13 protein-coding genes are annotated in these 15,262 nt (G+C 43.5%); 4 read left to right on the forward strand and 9 right to left on the reverse strand.

Translation table 11 applies throughout. The annotated features are described in order from the left end of the window. Window positions 1-31 precede the first annotated feature (31 nt). Window positions 32-2,500, reverse strand: a complete 2,469-nt coding sequence (locus RM347_RS06845) for an ATP-dependent Clp protease ATP-binding subunit (RefSeq protein ID WP_012412218.1) — start codon at window positions 2,498-2,500, stop codon at window positions 32-34. Between the two features lie 419 nt (window positions 2,501-2,919). Further along, a complete protein-coding gene (gene rimI / locus RM347_RS06850) occupies window positions 2,920-3,471 on the reverse strand; it encodes a ribosomal protein S18-alanine N-acetyltransferase (RefSeq protein ID WP_322721188.1) in 552 nt (183 codons plus the stop codon). A 92-nt stretch (window positions 3,472-3,563) separates the two neighbouring features. On the opposite strand from rimI, the gene lysA reads away from it, so the two are divergent. From lysA to RM347_RS06865, 3 genes are all read left to right on the forward strand, one after another. Next, the gene (gene lysA, locus RM347_RS06855; RefSeq protein WP_322721187.1) at window positions 3,564-4,961 is read left to right on the forward strand and encodes a diaminopimelate decarboxylase; all 1,398 of its coding nucleotides are present in this window, start codon (window positions 3,564-3,566) and stop codon (window positions 4,959-4,961) included. A gap of 193 nt (window positions 4,962-5,154) precedes the next feature. Then, on the forward strand, window positions 5,155-6,078 hold the full coding sequence (gene cdaA, locus RM347_RS06860; protein ID WP_322721186.1) for a diadenylate cyclase CdaA: 924 nt from the start codon (window positions 5,155-5,157) through the stop codon (window positions 6,076-6,078). Continuing rightward, window positions 6,075-6,824 (forward strand): isoprenyl transferase, encoded by a 750-nt coding sequence (locus RM347_RS06865; RefSeq protein ID WP_322721185.1) that lies wholly within the window; start codon window positions 6,075-6,077, stop codon window positions 6,822-6,824. Before cdaA ends, RM347_RS06865 begins: the two co-directional genes overlap by 4 nt. Window positions 6,825-7,191: 367 nt before the next feature. On the opposite strand, the gene RM347_RS06870 is transcribed toward RM347_RS06865, so the two are convergent. The 5 genes from RM347_RS06870 to dnaK form a co-directional block, all read right to left on the reverse strand. Then, window positions 7,192-7,464, reverse strand: coding sequence for a DUF3143 domain-containing protein (locus RM347_RS06870; RefSeq protein WP_322721184.1), 273 nt, complete (start codon window positions 7,462-7,464; stop codon window positions 7,192-7,194). A gap of 38 nt (window positions 7,465-7,502) precedes the next feature. Beyond that, window positions 7,503-8,027: a J domain-containing protein gene (locus RM347_RS06875; protein ID WP_322721227.1), complete on the reverse strand. Its 525-nt coding sequence runs from the start codon at window positions 8,025-8,027 to the stop codon at window positions 7,503-7,505. A gap of 195 nt (window positions 8,028-8,222) precedes the next feature. Further along, window positions 8,223-8,354 (reverse strand): hypothetical protein, encoded by a 132-nt coding sequence (locus tag RM347_RS06880; protein WP_322721183.1) that lies wholly within the window; start codon window positions 8,352-8,354, stop codon window positions 8,223-8,225. A 63-nt stretch (window positions 8,355-8,417) separates the two neighbouring features. Then, entirely contained in the window at window positions 8,418-9,413 is a 996-nt protein-coding gene (locus tag RM347_RS06885) for a DnaJ C-terminal domain-containing protein (protein WP_322721182.1), read from the reverse strand. A 125-nt stretch (window positions 9,414-9,538) separates the two neighbouring features. Next, on the reverse strand, window positions 9,539-11,620 hold the full coding sequence (gene dnaK, locus RM347_RS06890; RefSeq protein ID WP_322721181.1) for a molecular chaperone DnaK: 2,082 nt from the start codon (window positions 11,618-11,620) through the stop codon (window positions 9,539-9,541). 316 nt (window positions 11,621-11,936) lie between these two features. On the opposite strand from dnaK, the gene RM347_RS06895 reads away from it, so the two are divergent. Next, a complete protein-coding gene (locus RM347_RS06895) occupies window positions 11,937-12,785 on the forward strand; it encodes a M28 family peptidase (protein ID WP_322721180.1) in 849 nt (282 codons plus the stop codon). Window positions 12,786-12,984: 199 nt separating this feature from the next. Here RM347_RS06895 and RM347_RS06900 read toward each other — a convergent pair whose 3' ends face one another. Both RM347_RS06900 and RM347_RS06905 read right to left on the reverse strand, forming a co-directional pair. Beyond that, the gene (locus tag RM347_RS06900; protein ID WP_322721179.1) at window positions 12,985-13,896 is read right to left on the reverse strand and encodes a bestrophin family protein; all 912 of its coding nucleotides are present in this window, start codon (window positions 13,894-13,896) and stop codon (window positions 12,985-12,987) included. A gap of 480 nt (window positions 13,897-14,376) precedes the next feature. Then, window positions 14,377-14,820 carry a VOC family protein gene (locus RM347_RS06905; protein ID WP_322721178.1) on the reverse strand — a complete coding sequence of 148 codons (444 nt, stop codon included), beginning with the start codon at window positions 14,818-14,820 and terminating at the stop codon, window positions 14,377-14,379. Between the last annotated feature and the right edge of the window lie 442 nt (window positions 14,821-15,262).

Raw genomic sequence — 15,262 nt, forward strand, 5'->3', positions numbered from 1 at the left:
TATTTGAGACTTAAATCCCAAACCTTAAATCTTACTCAACACCTTGGGGTAACAATTCCCGACGCTGTTGAGAACTAACTTGCACAACGCCATTTTCATCCACATCAACAAGGGCTGTATCGCCATCCTTAATGCGACCAGACAGAATTTCTTCTGCTAGGCTATCTTCTAACAGGCGCATAATTGCCCGACGTAATGGCCTTGCGCCGTAGCTGGGACTGTAACCTTCTTGGATCAAACGATCCTTGAAGCGGTCTGTGACTTCTAAGGTGATACCCTTTTCCGTCAGACGACCAAATACTTCCTTGAGCATAATTTCGGCGATTTGGGTCACTTCTGGCTTGCTCAATTGACGGAAGACGATAATTTCATCGAGTCGGTTGAGGAACTCTGGACGGAAGTACTGTTTGAGTTCTTCGTTGACCAAAGAGCGAATCCGGTTGTAAGTGGACTCGCTGGCATCTTCGGAGAATTCAAAGCCGATACCGCTACCGCCTTTTTCAATTACCTTAGAACCAATATTGGAAGTTAAAATCAGCAAGGTGTTCTTGAAGTCCACCGTGCGACCTTTGGCATCAGTTAACCGACCGTCTTCCAAAATTTGCAGCAGCATGTTGAATACATCGGGGTGTGCTTTTTCGATTTCGTCGAACAACACCACGGTGTAAGGTCGCCGCCGCACGGCTTCGGTCAGCTGACCACCTTCGTTATAACCAACATAACCTGGAGGGGAACCAATCAGTTTGCTGACGGTGTGACGCTCCATGTATTCGGACATATCTAAGCGGATCATCGCTTCTTCGGAACCGAAGAAGTAAGCAGCTAAGGACTTCGCCAACTCGGTTTTACCTACACCAGTAGGCCCAGAGAAGACAAAGCTAGCTATGGGTCGATTGGGATTCTTCAAACCGACACGAGCGCGACGAATTGCCCGTGAAACTGCTCTCACAGCTTCATCCTGACCAATTAAACGCTGATGCAAGGTGTCTTCCATGTGCAGCAGCTTTTCAGATTCAGATTCGGTGAGTTTGTTCACCGGTACCCCAGTCCAGGAAGCGACAATGTGGGCAATGTCTTCTTCTGTAACTACAGGTTCTTCACCTTCTGTGCCAGTTGCATTGGTCTTGCTTTGAGCGATCGCCCGGATTTCGGCTTTGATTTCCATTTCGCGATCGCGCAATTCCCCAGCTTTGTCAAAGTCTTGAGAGCGCACCGCGTCATCTTTTTCTTTTAATATCTGACGCAGTTCTTTGTCTAACTCTTTGGCTGCGGGTGGCAGTTGGGAGTTAATCAAGCGCACTCTAGAACCAGCTTCATCAACTAAGTCGATGGCTTTATCTGGGAGGTAGCGATCGCTAATGTAACGGTCTGACAATTTCGCCGCCGCTACCAATGCTTCGTCGGAGATTTTCAGTTTGTGGTGTTGCTCGTAGCGTTCGCGCAAACCATATAAAATTTCAATTGTTTCATCAACTGTAGGTTCGCCAACCATTACTGGCTGGAAACGCCGCTCTAGAGCTGCATCTCGCTCGATGTGCTTCCGGTATTCATCTAGGGTTGTAGCACCGATGCACTGCAACTCACCTCTGGCCAAAGCTGGCTTGAGGATATTCGCTGCGTCAATCGCACCTTCTGCTGCACCCGCACCAATTAAGGTGTGTACCTCATCAATCACGAGAATGACATTACCCGCAGAGCGGATTTCATCCATGATTTTTTTCAAGCGTTCTTCAAATTCACCCCGGTACTTGGTTCCTGCTACGAGCAAACCAATATCCAAGGTGACGACGCGTTTATCTTCCAGGATGTCAGGGACATCTTTGGTGGCAATGCGTGAAGCTAAACCTTCAGCGATCGCAGTTTTACCAACCCCTGGTTCCCCAATCAGCACTGGGTTATTTTTAGTTCGGCGACCCAATATCTGAATCACGCGCTCAATTTCCTTGGCGCGTCCCACCACTGGATCGAGCTTATTGTCTATCGCCATCTGGGTCAGGTTTGAGCCAAATTCATCCAGAGTCGGGGTTTTTGTGCGCCCAGATGAACCACCTGGTGAAACTTCGGCAGTTTCTCCCAACATACGGATAACTTGGGTTCTTACCTTAGATAGATCCACACCGAGGTTTTCTAGCACCCTGGCTGCGACGCCTTCCCCTTCGCGGATTAGGCCCAACAGCAGATGCTCGGTGCCAATGTAGTTATGCCCCAGTTGGCGTGCTTCTTCCAAGGAGAGTTCTAAAACTCGCTTTGCCCGTGGCGTAAACGGAATTTCCACGGCAACAAAGCCTGATCCCCGTCCTATAATTTTTTCAACTTCAATTCGGGCATCTTTAAGATTGACGCCCATTGATTTCAGCACCTTGGCAGCCACACCAGTGCCTTCGCCAATCAGACCCAGGAGGATCTGCTCGGTTCCAACAAAGTTGTGACCTAAACGGCGGGCCTCTTCTTGGGCCAGCATGATTACCTTAATGGCTTTTTCTGTGAAGCGTTCAAACATGGCATTTTTCCCATCACCTGCGGTCGTGCCGGTATGCTGATTTTAGCACAGGCAAAGCTTTTGGATGCCTGTATAACAGATTATAGACATCCTGAAGCTATGACTTGGGTTAATGGGCTAATTGTTAACTATTGACTACTTTCATTTAGCTAGTGTACTGAGGAGCTTTAGTTCACCAGCGTTTTTGGGATTTATTACAAATAGCTGACTGCTTAGATTAAGAGTTTCTTGACTCAATCCCAAACATTTATATTTAACATATATATTTTTTTACGTCAATCGAAAATAAATTGTATAGCTTTTTATTATGCAAATATTTTTTACTATAAAATATTCAAATAGAACTAGGCAAAGCAAAGTTGCCTTTTTTTGCTGAAGCCGATCGCAAGCCTCAATAATTCAAAATTAATAATCCCCAACTACTTAAAAAGCAAGTGCCAAGAGGATTTGTTCAGGCGATCGCTGATTGTAGAATACCACTGGTCTAAAGTTGCTTGAAATTTGGGGTGTTGTAAGTCTGGGAGCCAAAGGATTAGCGCATCCTCATCGTTATCTTGGTAGTAACGCCGACGCCGCCCGGCTGTTTTGAAGCCAAATTTTTGATATAAAGATATGGCTCCTAAGTTGGAAGCTCGCACTTCGAGGGTAGCTCGCTCCATTTTGCGATCGCAAGCTGTCTTAATGAGTGAATATAATAAAGCCTGTCCTAAACCTTGACGCTGATATTGGGGATGAACCGCCAAAATTGTAATGTGGGCTTCCTCTAAAATTGACCAAAAGCAACCCATTCCTAGCAGTCTCGAATTAAAGACAGGGGAAAATAAACCCAGCAGTTCACTATTGGGGCTGTCCAACTCTCGTTGGTAGCCCTCCATTGTCCAGAGACCGCCAAAACAGGCTTGATCCAGTTCCAACAATGCACTTAGATGCTCTGGAGTCAGTAATTTAATTTCTAAGTCTAATGAAATCACATTTATTGAATAAGATTACAAACCCTTTGTAAACTGGGAATCGGGAGACGAACTCAAAGCCCGTAATTTGAACAAGGACAACTTTTATAGTTATGGTATCGACTCACCCCACTGGGGTTCAACATTCTGGAAGTCAATATTTACCTCAAAAGCGCGACACCAGCGCAAATCCATCGCCTAATCAAGAACTTTTACCCTTGACTGCCAGAGTTCATAATCATGACCTCCTGGAAATTGGTGGGTGTGATGTCACAACCCTAGTTGAGCAGTTTGGTTCACCTTTATATATTTTAGATGAAGAAACCCTGCGTTCGGCTTGTCAGCAATACCGAGATGCTTTCAAGCAATACTACAAGGGGGAATCTCAAGTATTGTATGCCTCAAAAGCTTGGAATTGTCTAGCAGTTTGTGCGATCGCTGCCTCCGAAGGTTTAGGAATCGATGTTGTCTCCGGGGGCGAACTTTACACAGCCTTGCAAGCGGGTGTTAGTCCCAATAAAATCTATCTCCACGGCAATAATAAATCTCGTGAAGAATTAATTTTAGCGATCGAGTCTGGTGTCACCATTGTGGCGGATAACTGGTATGAGTTGCGTACTCTTGTTGAAATAGCCCAACCTGCTCAACAAATCCGCATCATGCTACGGCTAACTCCTGGTATTGAGTGTCATACCCACGAATATATCCGCACGGGACATTTAGATAGCAAATTTGGCTTTGATCCCAACGATTTAGATGAAGTTTTTACCTTTGTTAGTCAACAATCTGCCCTTAATTGCGTAGGAGTACACGCTCATATTGGTTCCCAGATTTTTGAGCGCCAACCGCATCAAGATTTGGCGGCTGTCATGGTGCAGTGGCTGCGGGATGCTGCGAAGTATGGTTTAAATATTACAGAGTTGAATGTTGGTGGCGGTTTAGGGATTAAGTATACAGAATCAGACGATCCCCCCAGCATTGAAGAGTGGGTGAAGGCGATTTGCGAAGTAATCCAAGAAGCTTGTGCAGCCGAAAATCTGCCTTTGCCAAAATTACTGAGTGAACCAGGGCGATCGCTAATTGCTACAGCTTGCGTTACTGCCTATACTATTGGTTCATCCAAAGTCATTCCAGAAATTCGTACCTACGTAGCAATTGATGGAGGAATGTCTGACAATCCTCGCCCGATTACTTACCAATCAGTTTATCGGGCAGTTATTGCTAATAAAATGTCTTCTTTGTTAACCCAAACAGTGACAATTGCTGGTAAACATTGTGAATCAGGAGATATTCTGATTAAAAATGCCCTACTCCCAAAGACTGAAACCGGGGATATTCTCGTAGTTATGGGAACTGGTGCGTACAATTACAGTATGGCATCTAACTACAACCGCTTGCCCCGACCGGCAGCAGTCGTAGTGGCGAATGGCGAAGCAAATTTAATTTTGCAACGCGAAACTTATCAAGACTTAATTCGACAAGATCGCCTACCAGAAAGACTGAAAATTTAGTCATTTGTCCTTGGTGAGTCCAAGATTGCAGAAGGGTTTCCCTTCGCAGGTGACTGGCGTTAGCGTAGCATTAGCGACGCAGGAGCGTCACTCGCAGGATCATTAGTCATTAGCCAGGAACTAATTACAAATGACTAATGACTAATGACTAATGACTAAATGTAATTAGAGGTAAAAGTGTAATCCAGATGTCATGAGAGATTGGTGGAAGCAATGGCTGACAAACCTAGGATGGTCACAGTCCTTGCTACTTGGGACTCTGGATATTGTGTTAGTGCTGGCGCTGACTTACATGATACTAGTTATTATTAGTGAGCGCCGGACACTGTGGATGGTGCGGGGATTCATTATCTTAATGCTAGCCTCAGCACTAAGTGGCAGATTAGGACTTCCTCTGCTAAATTTTGTACTGGAAAAGTTGGTGATTGGTTGTGCTGTGGCGATGGCAGTTGCTCTACAGTCAGAGTTTCGGCGGTTTTTGGAGCAATTGGGGCGTGGCGAATTCCGCCAGCTGTTTCAACCCGATCGGCTGGCAATGCCCAAATCTGATAGTGTAATTGATGAAATTGTTGAGGCTGTTAAAGAATTGTCAAAAAACCGCATTGGAGCTTTACTAATTGTGGAAACCACAGGGCCAATTGATGAGCGAGATTTTTCTGTGCCAGGAGTAAAGCTAAATGCGGAGGTTTCTAAAGAACTGATCCAGACAATTTTTCAGCCGAAAACTTTGTTACACGATGGAGCGACACTGATTCGTGGCTCACGGATCGTGTCATCGGGTATAATTTTACCACTTTCGGGACGCACAGCCTCGCGCCAGTTGGGAACACGCCACCGGGCGGCAATGGGAATTACTGAGCGGGTCGAAAATTGCATTTGTGTCGTTGTATCTGAAGAAACGGGTTCTATTTCCTTAGCGGAACGGGGAACCCTAAATAGACCGCTGACGATTAGGAAGCTGAAAGAGTCATTAGAAGCTCTTTTGTCACCAACCGTCGATCGGGAAGCAGTTGCTCCTGGTCTATTGAGTTTTGTTCGTCAGATAGGTGGGAAGGCACTAGCACTGGTTTCACGTTTACTCGGATTACCATCGACCGCTTCTCGAGATAAAAAATGACAGCACAACAAACTAAACTGCAAGATTTGCCTACTGATTTAAAACGAGAACTATTGCCCCAGCACGTCGCGGTGATTATGGATGGCAATGGTCGATGGGCTAAACGTCAGGGTCTACCCCGAATTATGGGTCATAAGCGAGGAGTAGATGCTCTCAAAGATTTACTTCGCTGTTGTCAGGATTGGGGAATTCAGGCGCTGACAGCTTATGCTTTTTCAACGGAGAACTGGAAAAGACCGCAGGAAGAAGTGGATTTTTTGATGACTCTGTTTCAAAGAGTTTTGCGTCAAGAACTGCGGGAAATGGTCGAAGAGAATGTTCAAATTAAGTTTGTAGGAAATTTGCAAGACCTGCCGCGATCGCTTCAACAAGAAATTTCCCGTTCAATGGAAGAAACTAAGAATAATCGCGGTATCCGGTTTTCGGTGGCAACTAATTATGGCGGACGGCAAGAGATTTTACAAGCTTGTCAGGCGATCGCAAAACAAGTTCAGCAAGGTGTGCTACAACCTGATGAAATTGATGAACAGGTGTTTGAGAGCCACTTGTACACAGCCGGAATTACTGACCCAGATTTGTTAATTCGCACCAGTGGAGAAATGCGCCTCTCAAATTTCCTTCTCTGGCAAATGGCTTATGGAGAAATTTACATTACTGATGCTCTCTGGCCCGATTTTGACCGGGCTGAGTTTCACCGCGCCTTGTGTGCCTACCAGCAACGGGAGCGGCGGTTTGGGAAAGTATAAATTAAGTTAGAAGTTAAAAGTGAGGATTAAAAGTAATTCAGTAGGGTGGACATTGCTTTTAATCATTTTGACGCGATCGCGCATTTTTTGGAATACGCACCCGACAAAATAAGCGATCGCATTGTTATTTAGATTGTGGTGATTGCCGTTCTCGTTCTGCGATCGCGTTCTGATACTTACCGCTAGTGAGTTGGCGTTGAACTAGGGCTTCTACTTCAGGTGGCAGAACGATTTGCACGGATTTTTATCAAAGTAGGAGTAACTTTAATTGTAAGCGATCGCTTTTGTCAGCTATACCTTACAAAATCGGCGATGCCTACGGCAGTAAACTACGCACTTTTACGGTGAAATGTACTCAACACTTCCTTTATGGCCCAGAAAACACAGCTTGTTCTACATCATTCCGACTAAGAGAATACTTGAATGAACGTTGGATATCTTGTCCATTTTCCCCAGATTGGACATATCGCACTACGATTTGCTCAACATCGAGCCATAGTTCAGCTTTCCAGCTAGGTCGTTGCACATGCCAGCAATGCCTCTGTGTGTCATCTTGTTGACAGCCTTGGTCTTTTAGCCACTGTTCAATTTGTGGCAGGGGATGATTATACAAGGGGGTATCAGAGGGAAGAAGGGCCATAGAAATTTTGGATCTTAGGTTTTGGATTAGGAAATTTTTTAATTTTTAATTACCATAAGGGTAATTAGTTGCGATACATGGGTAATTTGCTGTTGTACAGATGGAGTTAGCTGTAGCAAATGCGTTTGGAAAGCAGTATCACCACGAGTTAAGCCAATGGTAATTGCTAGTAGCAGACAACCTACAAATGTTAACACCAGCATAAATAAAGCAAAAATTTCGCCAGATGAGAGGGGGCGATCGCTCGGATCGAGGTAAGCTGATTTTGACCAGTCATGAGAACGCGAGATGGGATGATTCAAGTCTGGAGGTGCTTGAATTACTCCAAAGCGGGAATAGCCAATTTTTAAATCGTAGCTTAACCGACGTTCTGGATGGCTAAGGGTGGCGTAAGCTTCGTTGATTTGCTGAAATTTGGGAGTGGCGATCGCAGTAGGTAAGTCTGTAGTATCAGGATGATAGCGTTTGCTCAGTTCCCGATAAGCGCGACGAATATCGATTACCGATGCCGAGGGATGCAGTCCTAGCAAGGAGTAATAAGTTGGTTTACTGCTTTGTGGTATTGCCCCGTTGTGATTCACGGCTGTTTGAGTCACTTTGCGATCGAGTTTTTTCTAATATTGTAAACCTGCTAATGCCATAGAGGGCTAACTGCCTTTAATTCCAAGATTTGATTTCAAACGCACAAGATTGCAGAGTTTGAGATTTACACCGTTGTTCGGGCATCAAGACCAAGATGCCAACAGCACGAATATTTTTCAGAATTTACCACGACCATTAGACTGATGGCTGATTAAATTTAAGCAAAAAGCAGCTATCAGCAATTGTGTTGTCCCTTTTGGATTAGCTGCCAAAAATAAAATCCGTTTGATGGAAATTTCACTATTCACTTGATTAATTTATACAGGATGAATATCAGATTATTGAACTAATCTAGATATACTCCCTCATCCCTAACGTATTAAATCAGCACGGGGTTTAAAGGTTTCAATTTGTCGTAACTTTTCATAAAGTTCTCGTTCTTCTTGACTAATATTTTTAGGGGTAACTATTTGAATTTCTACTAACTGATCGCCACGTTTACCGTCATCACTGGGATAGCCTTTATTCCCTAGTCGAAATTTTTGACCAGACCTAACTCCGGGAGGGGTGGTCATTTTCACAGGTCCATCAAGAGTGGGTGCTTCTACCTGTCCTCCTAAAACTGCCTCGCTGGGAGTAACAGGAACCTGGCAGAGGATATTTAAACCATCTAGCTTGAATAATGGATGAGGCTCAACAGTAATTTTTAAATATAGGTCGCCACCACCAACGCCTTGGTTTCGCAAACGGATGGTTTGACCTGTTACCATACCTGGAGGCATATTAACTTCTAGCGATCGCCCATCTTCCAAACGAATGCGTTCATTGCCACCTTGATAAGCTTTTTCTAATGGGAGCGTTAATCTGGCTTCTATATCCCGACGGGTTGTCCGAGGTGGAGTGTTAACAGTGTAGGCAACTTTTGTTCTGGGGGAACGAAACGGATCGCTATTGTTACCATTACTAGAATTACTGGCCCCACTCTTATTTTTGACGCCGATAACTTGATTAATAAAGCTTTCAAAGTCGGAGAATTGGCTGGGATCTACGTCCTGATTGCCATTGCGATCGCTAGCAGTACTCTGCCAAGTTTTAGCCTTTGGCGTCTGTTTATTGCCCGCAAAGCCTTTTTGCTTCCAGTAGCGGCTAAACTGGTCGTACTGCGATCGCTTGGCTGGGTCTGAAAGGACTTCATAAGCCTCGCCGATATCCTTAAATTTTTCCTCAGATGCTTTGTTACCCGGATTGAGATCGGGGTGATATTGCCTTGCTAACCGCCGATAAACCTTTTTAATTTCCTCACTAGAGGCGTCTTTAGATACTCCTAAAATCTCGTAGTAATCGCGAAAGTTCGGCAAATTTTGCATAGTTCAGTTATTTAAATTTTAGATTTTAGATTTTGGATTAATTAGGAGTTAAGAGTTAGGAATTAGGAGTTGAAAGATTTAATTTTTAACTCCTCACTCCTAACTCCTAACTTTTATTAAAAGTACTACAACCAATCATTGTCTTCTTCATCATCCCAGTTATCTTGGTAGCTGGGGCGTGATTTGCGTGAAGGACGGCTCTCATAGGAGGAAGAACGACTGTCGCGGCTATAGTCTCTGCCATAGTCTTTACCGTAATCTCTCCCATAGTCCTTACTGTATGAGTCGGGTTCTCGATATGTATCTCTGGGAAATTCGCGTTCCCGTTCCTTATCACCGCCAGTAAAGATGTCACGGATAGTACCAAACAAGTCGTCATCTTCATCTTCAGCATAAGTCTGGCGGACTTCCCGATTTAGCTCATAGAGAGCATCTTGCAAGTCGGCGTAGGCTTGATCAATACCGCGATCGCTATTTTCCTTAAGACTCTCTCGTAGGTCTCGGCAAATATTATCAATTCTTTGGCGGCGGCTGCGGGCAAACTGCATACCAAATTCCAGCGCTACCTCTCTGAGTTGTCGTTCCGCTTGGAAAATCAACGCTTCAGAACGAGTCCGCTTTTCTACTCTCTCTTTACGTTCGCGATCGACATCAGCATATTTCTGAGCGTCCTGAATCATCCGATTCACTTCCGACTCGTTCAATGTGGAAGCGCCTTGAATGGTGATACTCTGTTCTCGCCCAGTGGTTCTATCTAAAGCTGTTACCTGTAAAATACCATTAGCATCAATATCAAATGACACCTGAACTTGGGGAATTCCTCGTGGCGCTGGTGGGATGCCATACAGCTTGAACCGTCCTAAAGACTTGTTGTTTGCTGCCATTTCCCGTTCGCCTTGGACTACGTGGATTTCCACAGTATTTTGGTTATTTTCCGACGTGGAAAAAATATCAGAACGACGGACTGGGATAGTGGTATTACGGGGAATAAGTTTTTTCATCACGCCGCCGATGGTTTCCAATCCCAAAGAGAGTGGTGTGACATCCAAAAGCAGTATATCTTTGAGTTCGCCTGCAAGAATTCCTGCCTGAATTGCTGCACCCACTCCCACTACTTCATCGGGGTTAACGTTTTCGTTGGGTTCTGTACCAATCAAGTCCCGCACTAGCTGCTTCACCATTGGCATCCGTGTAGAACCGCCAACTAACACAACTTCTTCAATGTCTCTAGGTGAAAGTCCGGCATCTTTCAGGGCGCGTTTCACTGGTGTCCGCAAGCGCCCCACCAAATCACCACACAAACCTTCAAACTGAGAACGCGTTAGACGAGTTTCCAGATGTTTGGGGCCATCTTCAGTGGCGGTGATGAAGGGTAAGTTAATATCAGTAACGCTGACAGCAGAAAGCTCAATTTTGGCTTTTTCCGCCGCTTCCATCAAACGTTGCAAAGCTTGGCGATCGCGTCTTAAGTCCACCTCTTCTGTTTCCAGAAATTGCTCTGCTAACCAATCTACTATTTTTTTGTCAAAGTCATTACCACCAAGTTGCGTATCTCCACTGGTCGCCTTGACTTCAAATATCCCATCACCAACTTCTAAAATCGACACGTCAAAGGTTCCACCACCCAAGTCAAATACTAAGATCGTTTCCGTGTCACCCCGATCTAATCCATAAGCCAAAGATGCAGCAGTTGGTTCATTGAGAATCCGCAGCACCTCTAAACCAGCAATTCTGCCAGCATCGCGGGTTGCCTGCCGCTGAGAATCGTTAAAATAGGCGGGTACTGTAATCACTGCCCCTGTCACTGGTTCACCCAAATAGCGACTAGCGTCGTCTGCCAATTTCTTCAGCACCATTGCCGAAATTTCTTCTGGGGCGAAATCCTTATTGAGACGGGGACAGGCAACTTTAATATTACCTACTTCGTCTTTGCGGATGGTGTAGGGTACACGCTTGGAATCTGGACTAAGTTCGCCATACTTGCGCCCAATGAAGCGTTTAACTGCGAAAAAGGTATTTTGTGGATTGAGGACGGTTTGTCGCCGTGCCATTTGCCCAACCACCCTTTCACCTTCTTTGCTAAAGCCAACTACGGAGGGGGTTGTTCGCATTCCTTCTGCATTGGCAATCACCACCGGCTTGCCACCCTCCATAACGGCGACTACTGAGTTGGTTGTACCCAAGTCGATGCCGACTACCTTGCCCATGCGTTACTCTTCTCCTAAAGTGTCTTATATATTTATTATGATTGGGCGGAACTACCTCTAGCTTTGTGCTACAGGATAAAAACACCTCAATGGTATAATAGTCATCATTAAGGCAGTAAGCTAAGAAGTGCAGCTAGAGGAGATAGTTGCAAGACTAGGATAGCATTGAGATGGTTGGTGTGCCCAAGCAGCCTCAATTCTTGTTATCCGCCTAATTCTATGCACTGTCTCTGCAAGTTGCTAAATGCACCTTAATAATACTTGCTCTGCTTTTTTTAGTGACTGAAAACTCTAATATTGCCATTATTTTAAAGATTTGAATTTAACAGAGCGATTACAAACTTCCCTGAGTGAGATAGCACGAGAACGCGATCCTTACATGGCAACGGCTGGACATTTTTTTGTCCAAGAATACATCCGCCAGGAATTTTCCCAATGGGGGAGTGTGGAAATCCACACCTTTGAAGTCAGAGGTAAAGCTTGTAAGAACTTGATATTAAATTTACCTTCCCAAGCTAGACAGCAAAAAAAGGATTTGCCACCTATTTTAATTGGCGCTCATTATGATGGCGTTCCGGGAACACCAGCGGCTGATGATAATGCCACCGGGGTGGCGGTGTTACTGGAACTAGCGAGAAAGTTTACTGCCGAACCTGTAAGATATCCATTAAGGCTAGTTGCTTTCGATATGGAAGAATACGGCTTACTGGGTAGCGCTGATTATGCAGCTCTGTTGCATCAACAAAAGCAACAGCTACGCTTAATGATCTCCTTAGAAATGCTGGGCTACAAGGATTCTACACCTGGTTCCCAAAGTTACCCTCCTCCTCTGGAACGCTTCTATCCAGATAGAGGTGATTTTATTGCTTTAATTGGCAATTTGCGGACATTGGCTGACTTAATTAATATGAGCCGTAATATTCGCAAAGCTGGCGTACCTAGTCAATGGCTACCCGTGCCGAATCGAGGTTTAATAGTTCCCCAAACCAGACTTAGCGATCATGCACCTTTCTGGGATTTGGGTTATCCGGCAATGATGGTGACAGATACGGCATTCTTGCGAAATCCCCATTATCACAAACCTAGTGATGCGATCGCTAGTTTGGATTTAGATTTTCTTACTGGTGTATGTGAAGGGTTAGAGATAGCAATTCGGCAGTTATAAAAAGATATTAGGAAAGTTTTATCGTTTTATAGTTCGCTAAACAAGACAAAGCGATCGCACCTCTTTCTCGAATATGGTTTATCTGGCATTATGCTGACAAATACAGCATTCTTGGGTAATCTATACTATGCACAAACCGAGTGATGCGATCGCTACTTGGATTTATTATATTTTTACTAATCAATATTCTCGACTTTTTTCAATTGTTTATACTATCTTTATGCGATCGCGCATTTGGAGTCAAAGTAATTAAATCGTCAATATTACGTTTCATTGTCTCGCAAATTGTATCTAATGGTAAGTCGTTAGCATCATAACCAAAGGGATTTTCTATCTCCAAGCCGATGGCTTCAATGCCAAATACTGTAAAACCAACCAAAGCAGCAATTAAACCTGTCCACCAACCAAGACTCTCCACTATTTGAAACGGTAGAAGGAAGCAATATAGTATCAACAATTGCTTTAGATGAATGGCATACGCCAGCGGCATAGGTGTTTTTAAAATCCGTTCGCAGGAACCTAAATTATCCACAAGATTATTCAATAATTCTTGCATAGATGTTAGCTGGTAGCTATTAAGGCAATTACGATGATACTGTTCTTGCAAATAATCTCCTATCCAAAAGGCAACCTCTATAGGAGGATTATTCATAATCTTCAGTTTTATATACTTCGTAGATGGCATTAAGTCTTCTAACTCGCTATTGACAGCTTCTCCCCGCAAATGTAGTTTAGTTGTCACAGCAAAAGCTGCCAATAAGTTTAATGCCGTAATTTTATTGTCTTTATCTTCTGGGGAAATTTCCTCAACTGATACCCAAATTTGCCGCGCTAGATTTCGAACGTTATTTACTATAGAACCCCAGCATTTTCTCCCTTCCCAAAATCTCTCATAAGCAGTATTTGTACGAAAGACAAGTAACAAACCTAAAACAATACTAGGAATAACACTTCCTAAAATAGGCTGGGATACAGGTTTATCAAAATGGTAAAGCAGAGAAATCAAAAATCCAAAAGCTCCGCACCATAAAATATGTTTGAAAATTGCTTTCATCACTGAACCTTTAGGTTGTAATGCTGTACGGAACCATTTGATTTTTTCGGTTATCATGTAGTCACCCTAATAAAATATTTATTGAATCGATATGTTAAGCATTTGCTAGCTTAAAAATAATCACTATAGAAGTAGCGCGATTAGCAAAAAGGATACTTCAAAAAGTAATTTTAGTAAAGAACATTATATGCTAGCGGCAATGATTGTATTCTAGTTTCTGTTATATAATATCGAGTCCAGTTGAATACTTATCATGATGACTGACGCAAAGAGTTTTCTTGATTAGCAATTAGGCAGACATTATATATATAAAGTCAAAAGCGACGCTTACACAGTAATTATAAAGAAATGTAAAGATTTCTCCGTGGCTGCATAAATACCGCATTCCACCTTGATAAATCTATAGAAGAAAAGGTATATGCTTATCGATGATGCTTATACAGCATTGGTCGCTATCATATATTCGAGTAAATCAAAAAGTTCTAACCTGTACAAATCCTGCCCTGTAAATTAAATACTTAGGCATAACTAAGTAAGTTATGTCTTTTTTTTGGCGTTAGTCTCGAAACGTTGAATTTCAATCAAATAATTACTGGGATCGCGTAAAAAACAGTGGTAAATGTTGTACTTTTCATTTAGTGTAGGTGGCTTTTCAAATTCGACGCCACGTTCTTTGAGATATTCAAACCACTCATCCACCTGCTGTGTTACCAAGGTAAAAATGACACTTGATTGCTTGTCGGCTGGAGGATCTGATGTTTTAGTTACTTGGCACAATCCCAAGTATCCAGAGCCACTAACAGTATAAATTCGACAGGTACCTTGGTCAAGCCATAACTCCAAGCCCAGCTTTTGTTCATAGAATTCTGTGGATGCATTGAGATCATGGGTATAAAAGAAAGTAACCTGCTGTACAATTGGCGGATGATCAGACATAAAGTGCATTTGAGTATATACCCCAACGACATCTAGCGATCGCATAGGTAAAAATTGATTGATGTTAGAAACCTGTTACTGCTCCAGAATGCCTTAAGTGCATCTGGAGTTTCTTTTTGGAAAAAGCGATGTCTACGACGGGCTGCGCCTACGCAATTTTCCAAATCATCCGGATATGTCAAAACATGGCTGAATCAGGATGCATACTGAATTATCTATATCTAATATGGGGCATCAGTTATTGATGTACCCCTTCTGCCAAACAACTCTCGCAAAACAGCCTCAGTTTACCTGGGGCTGTTTTGCGTGACTTCCAACAGAAAAGGTGTGTAGACGAGAGCATAGTGAGTTATCCTCAGGTACCTTTATCTACATTTGAGTGTATACCCTGATGACGTAGGATTGTCTCACAGTGAAAATTTGGTATAGGTAAATGCGTATCTTTCCTGACTCCAGATTTGTCACAAACTTTTCTGGAGTTTTTTCA

Source organism: Nostoc sp. ChiQUE02 (genome assembly GCF_034531305.2).
Lineage (GTDB): Bacteria > Cyanobacteriota > Cyanobacteriia > Cyanobacteriales > Nostocaceae > Nostoc.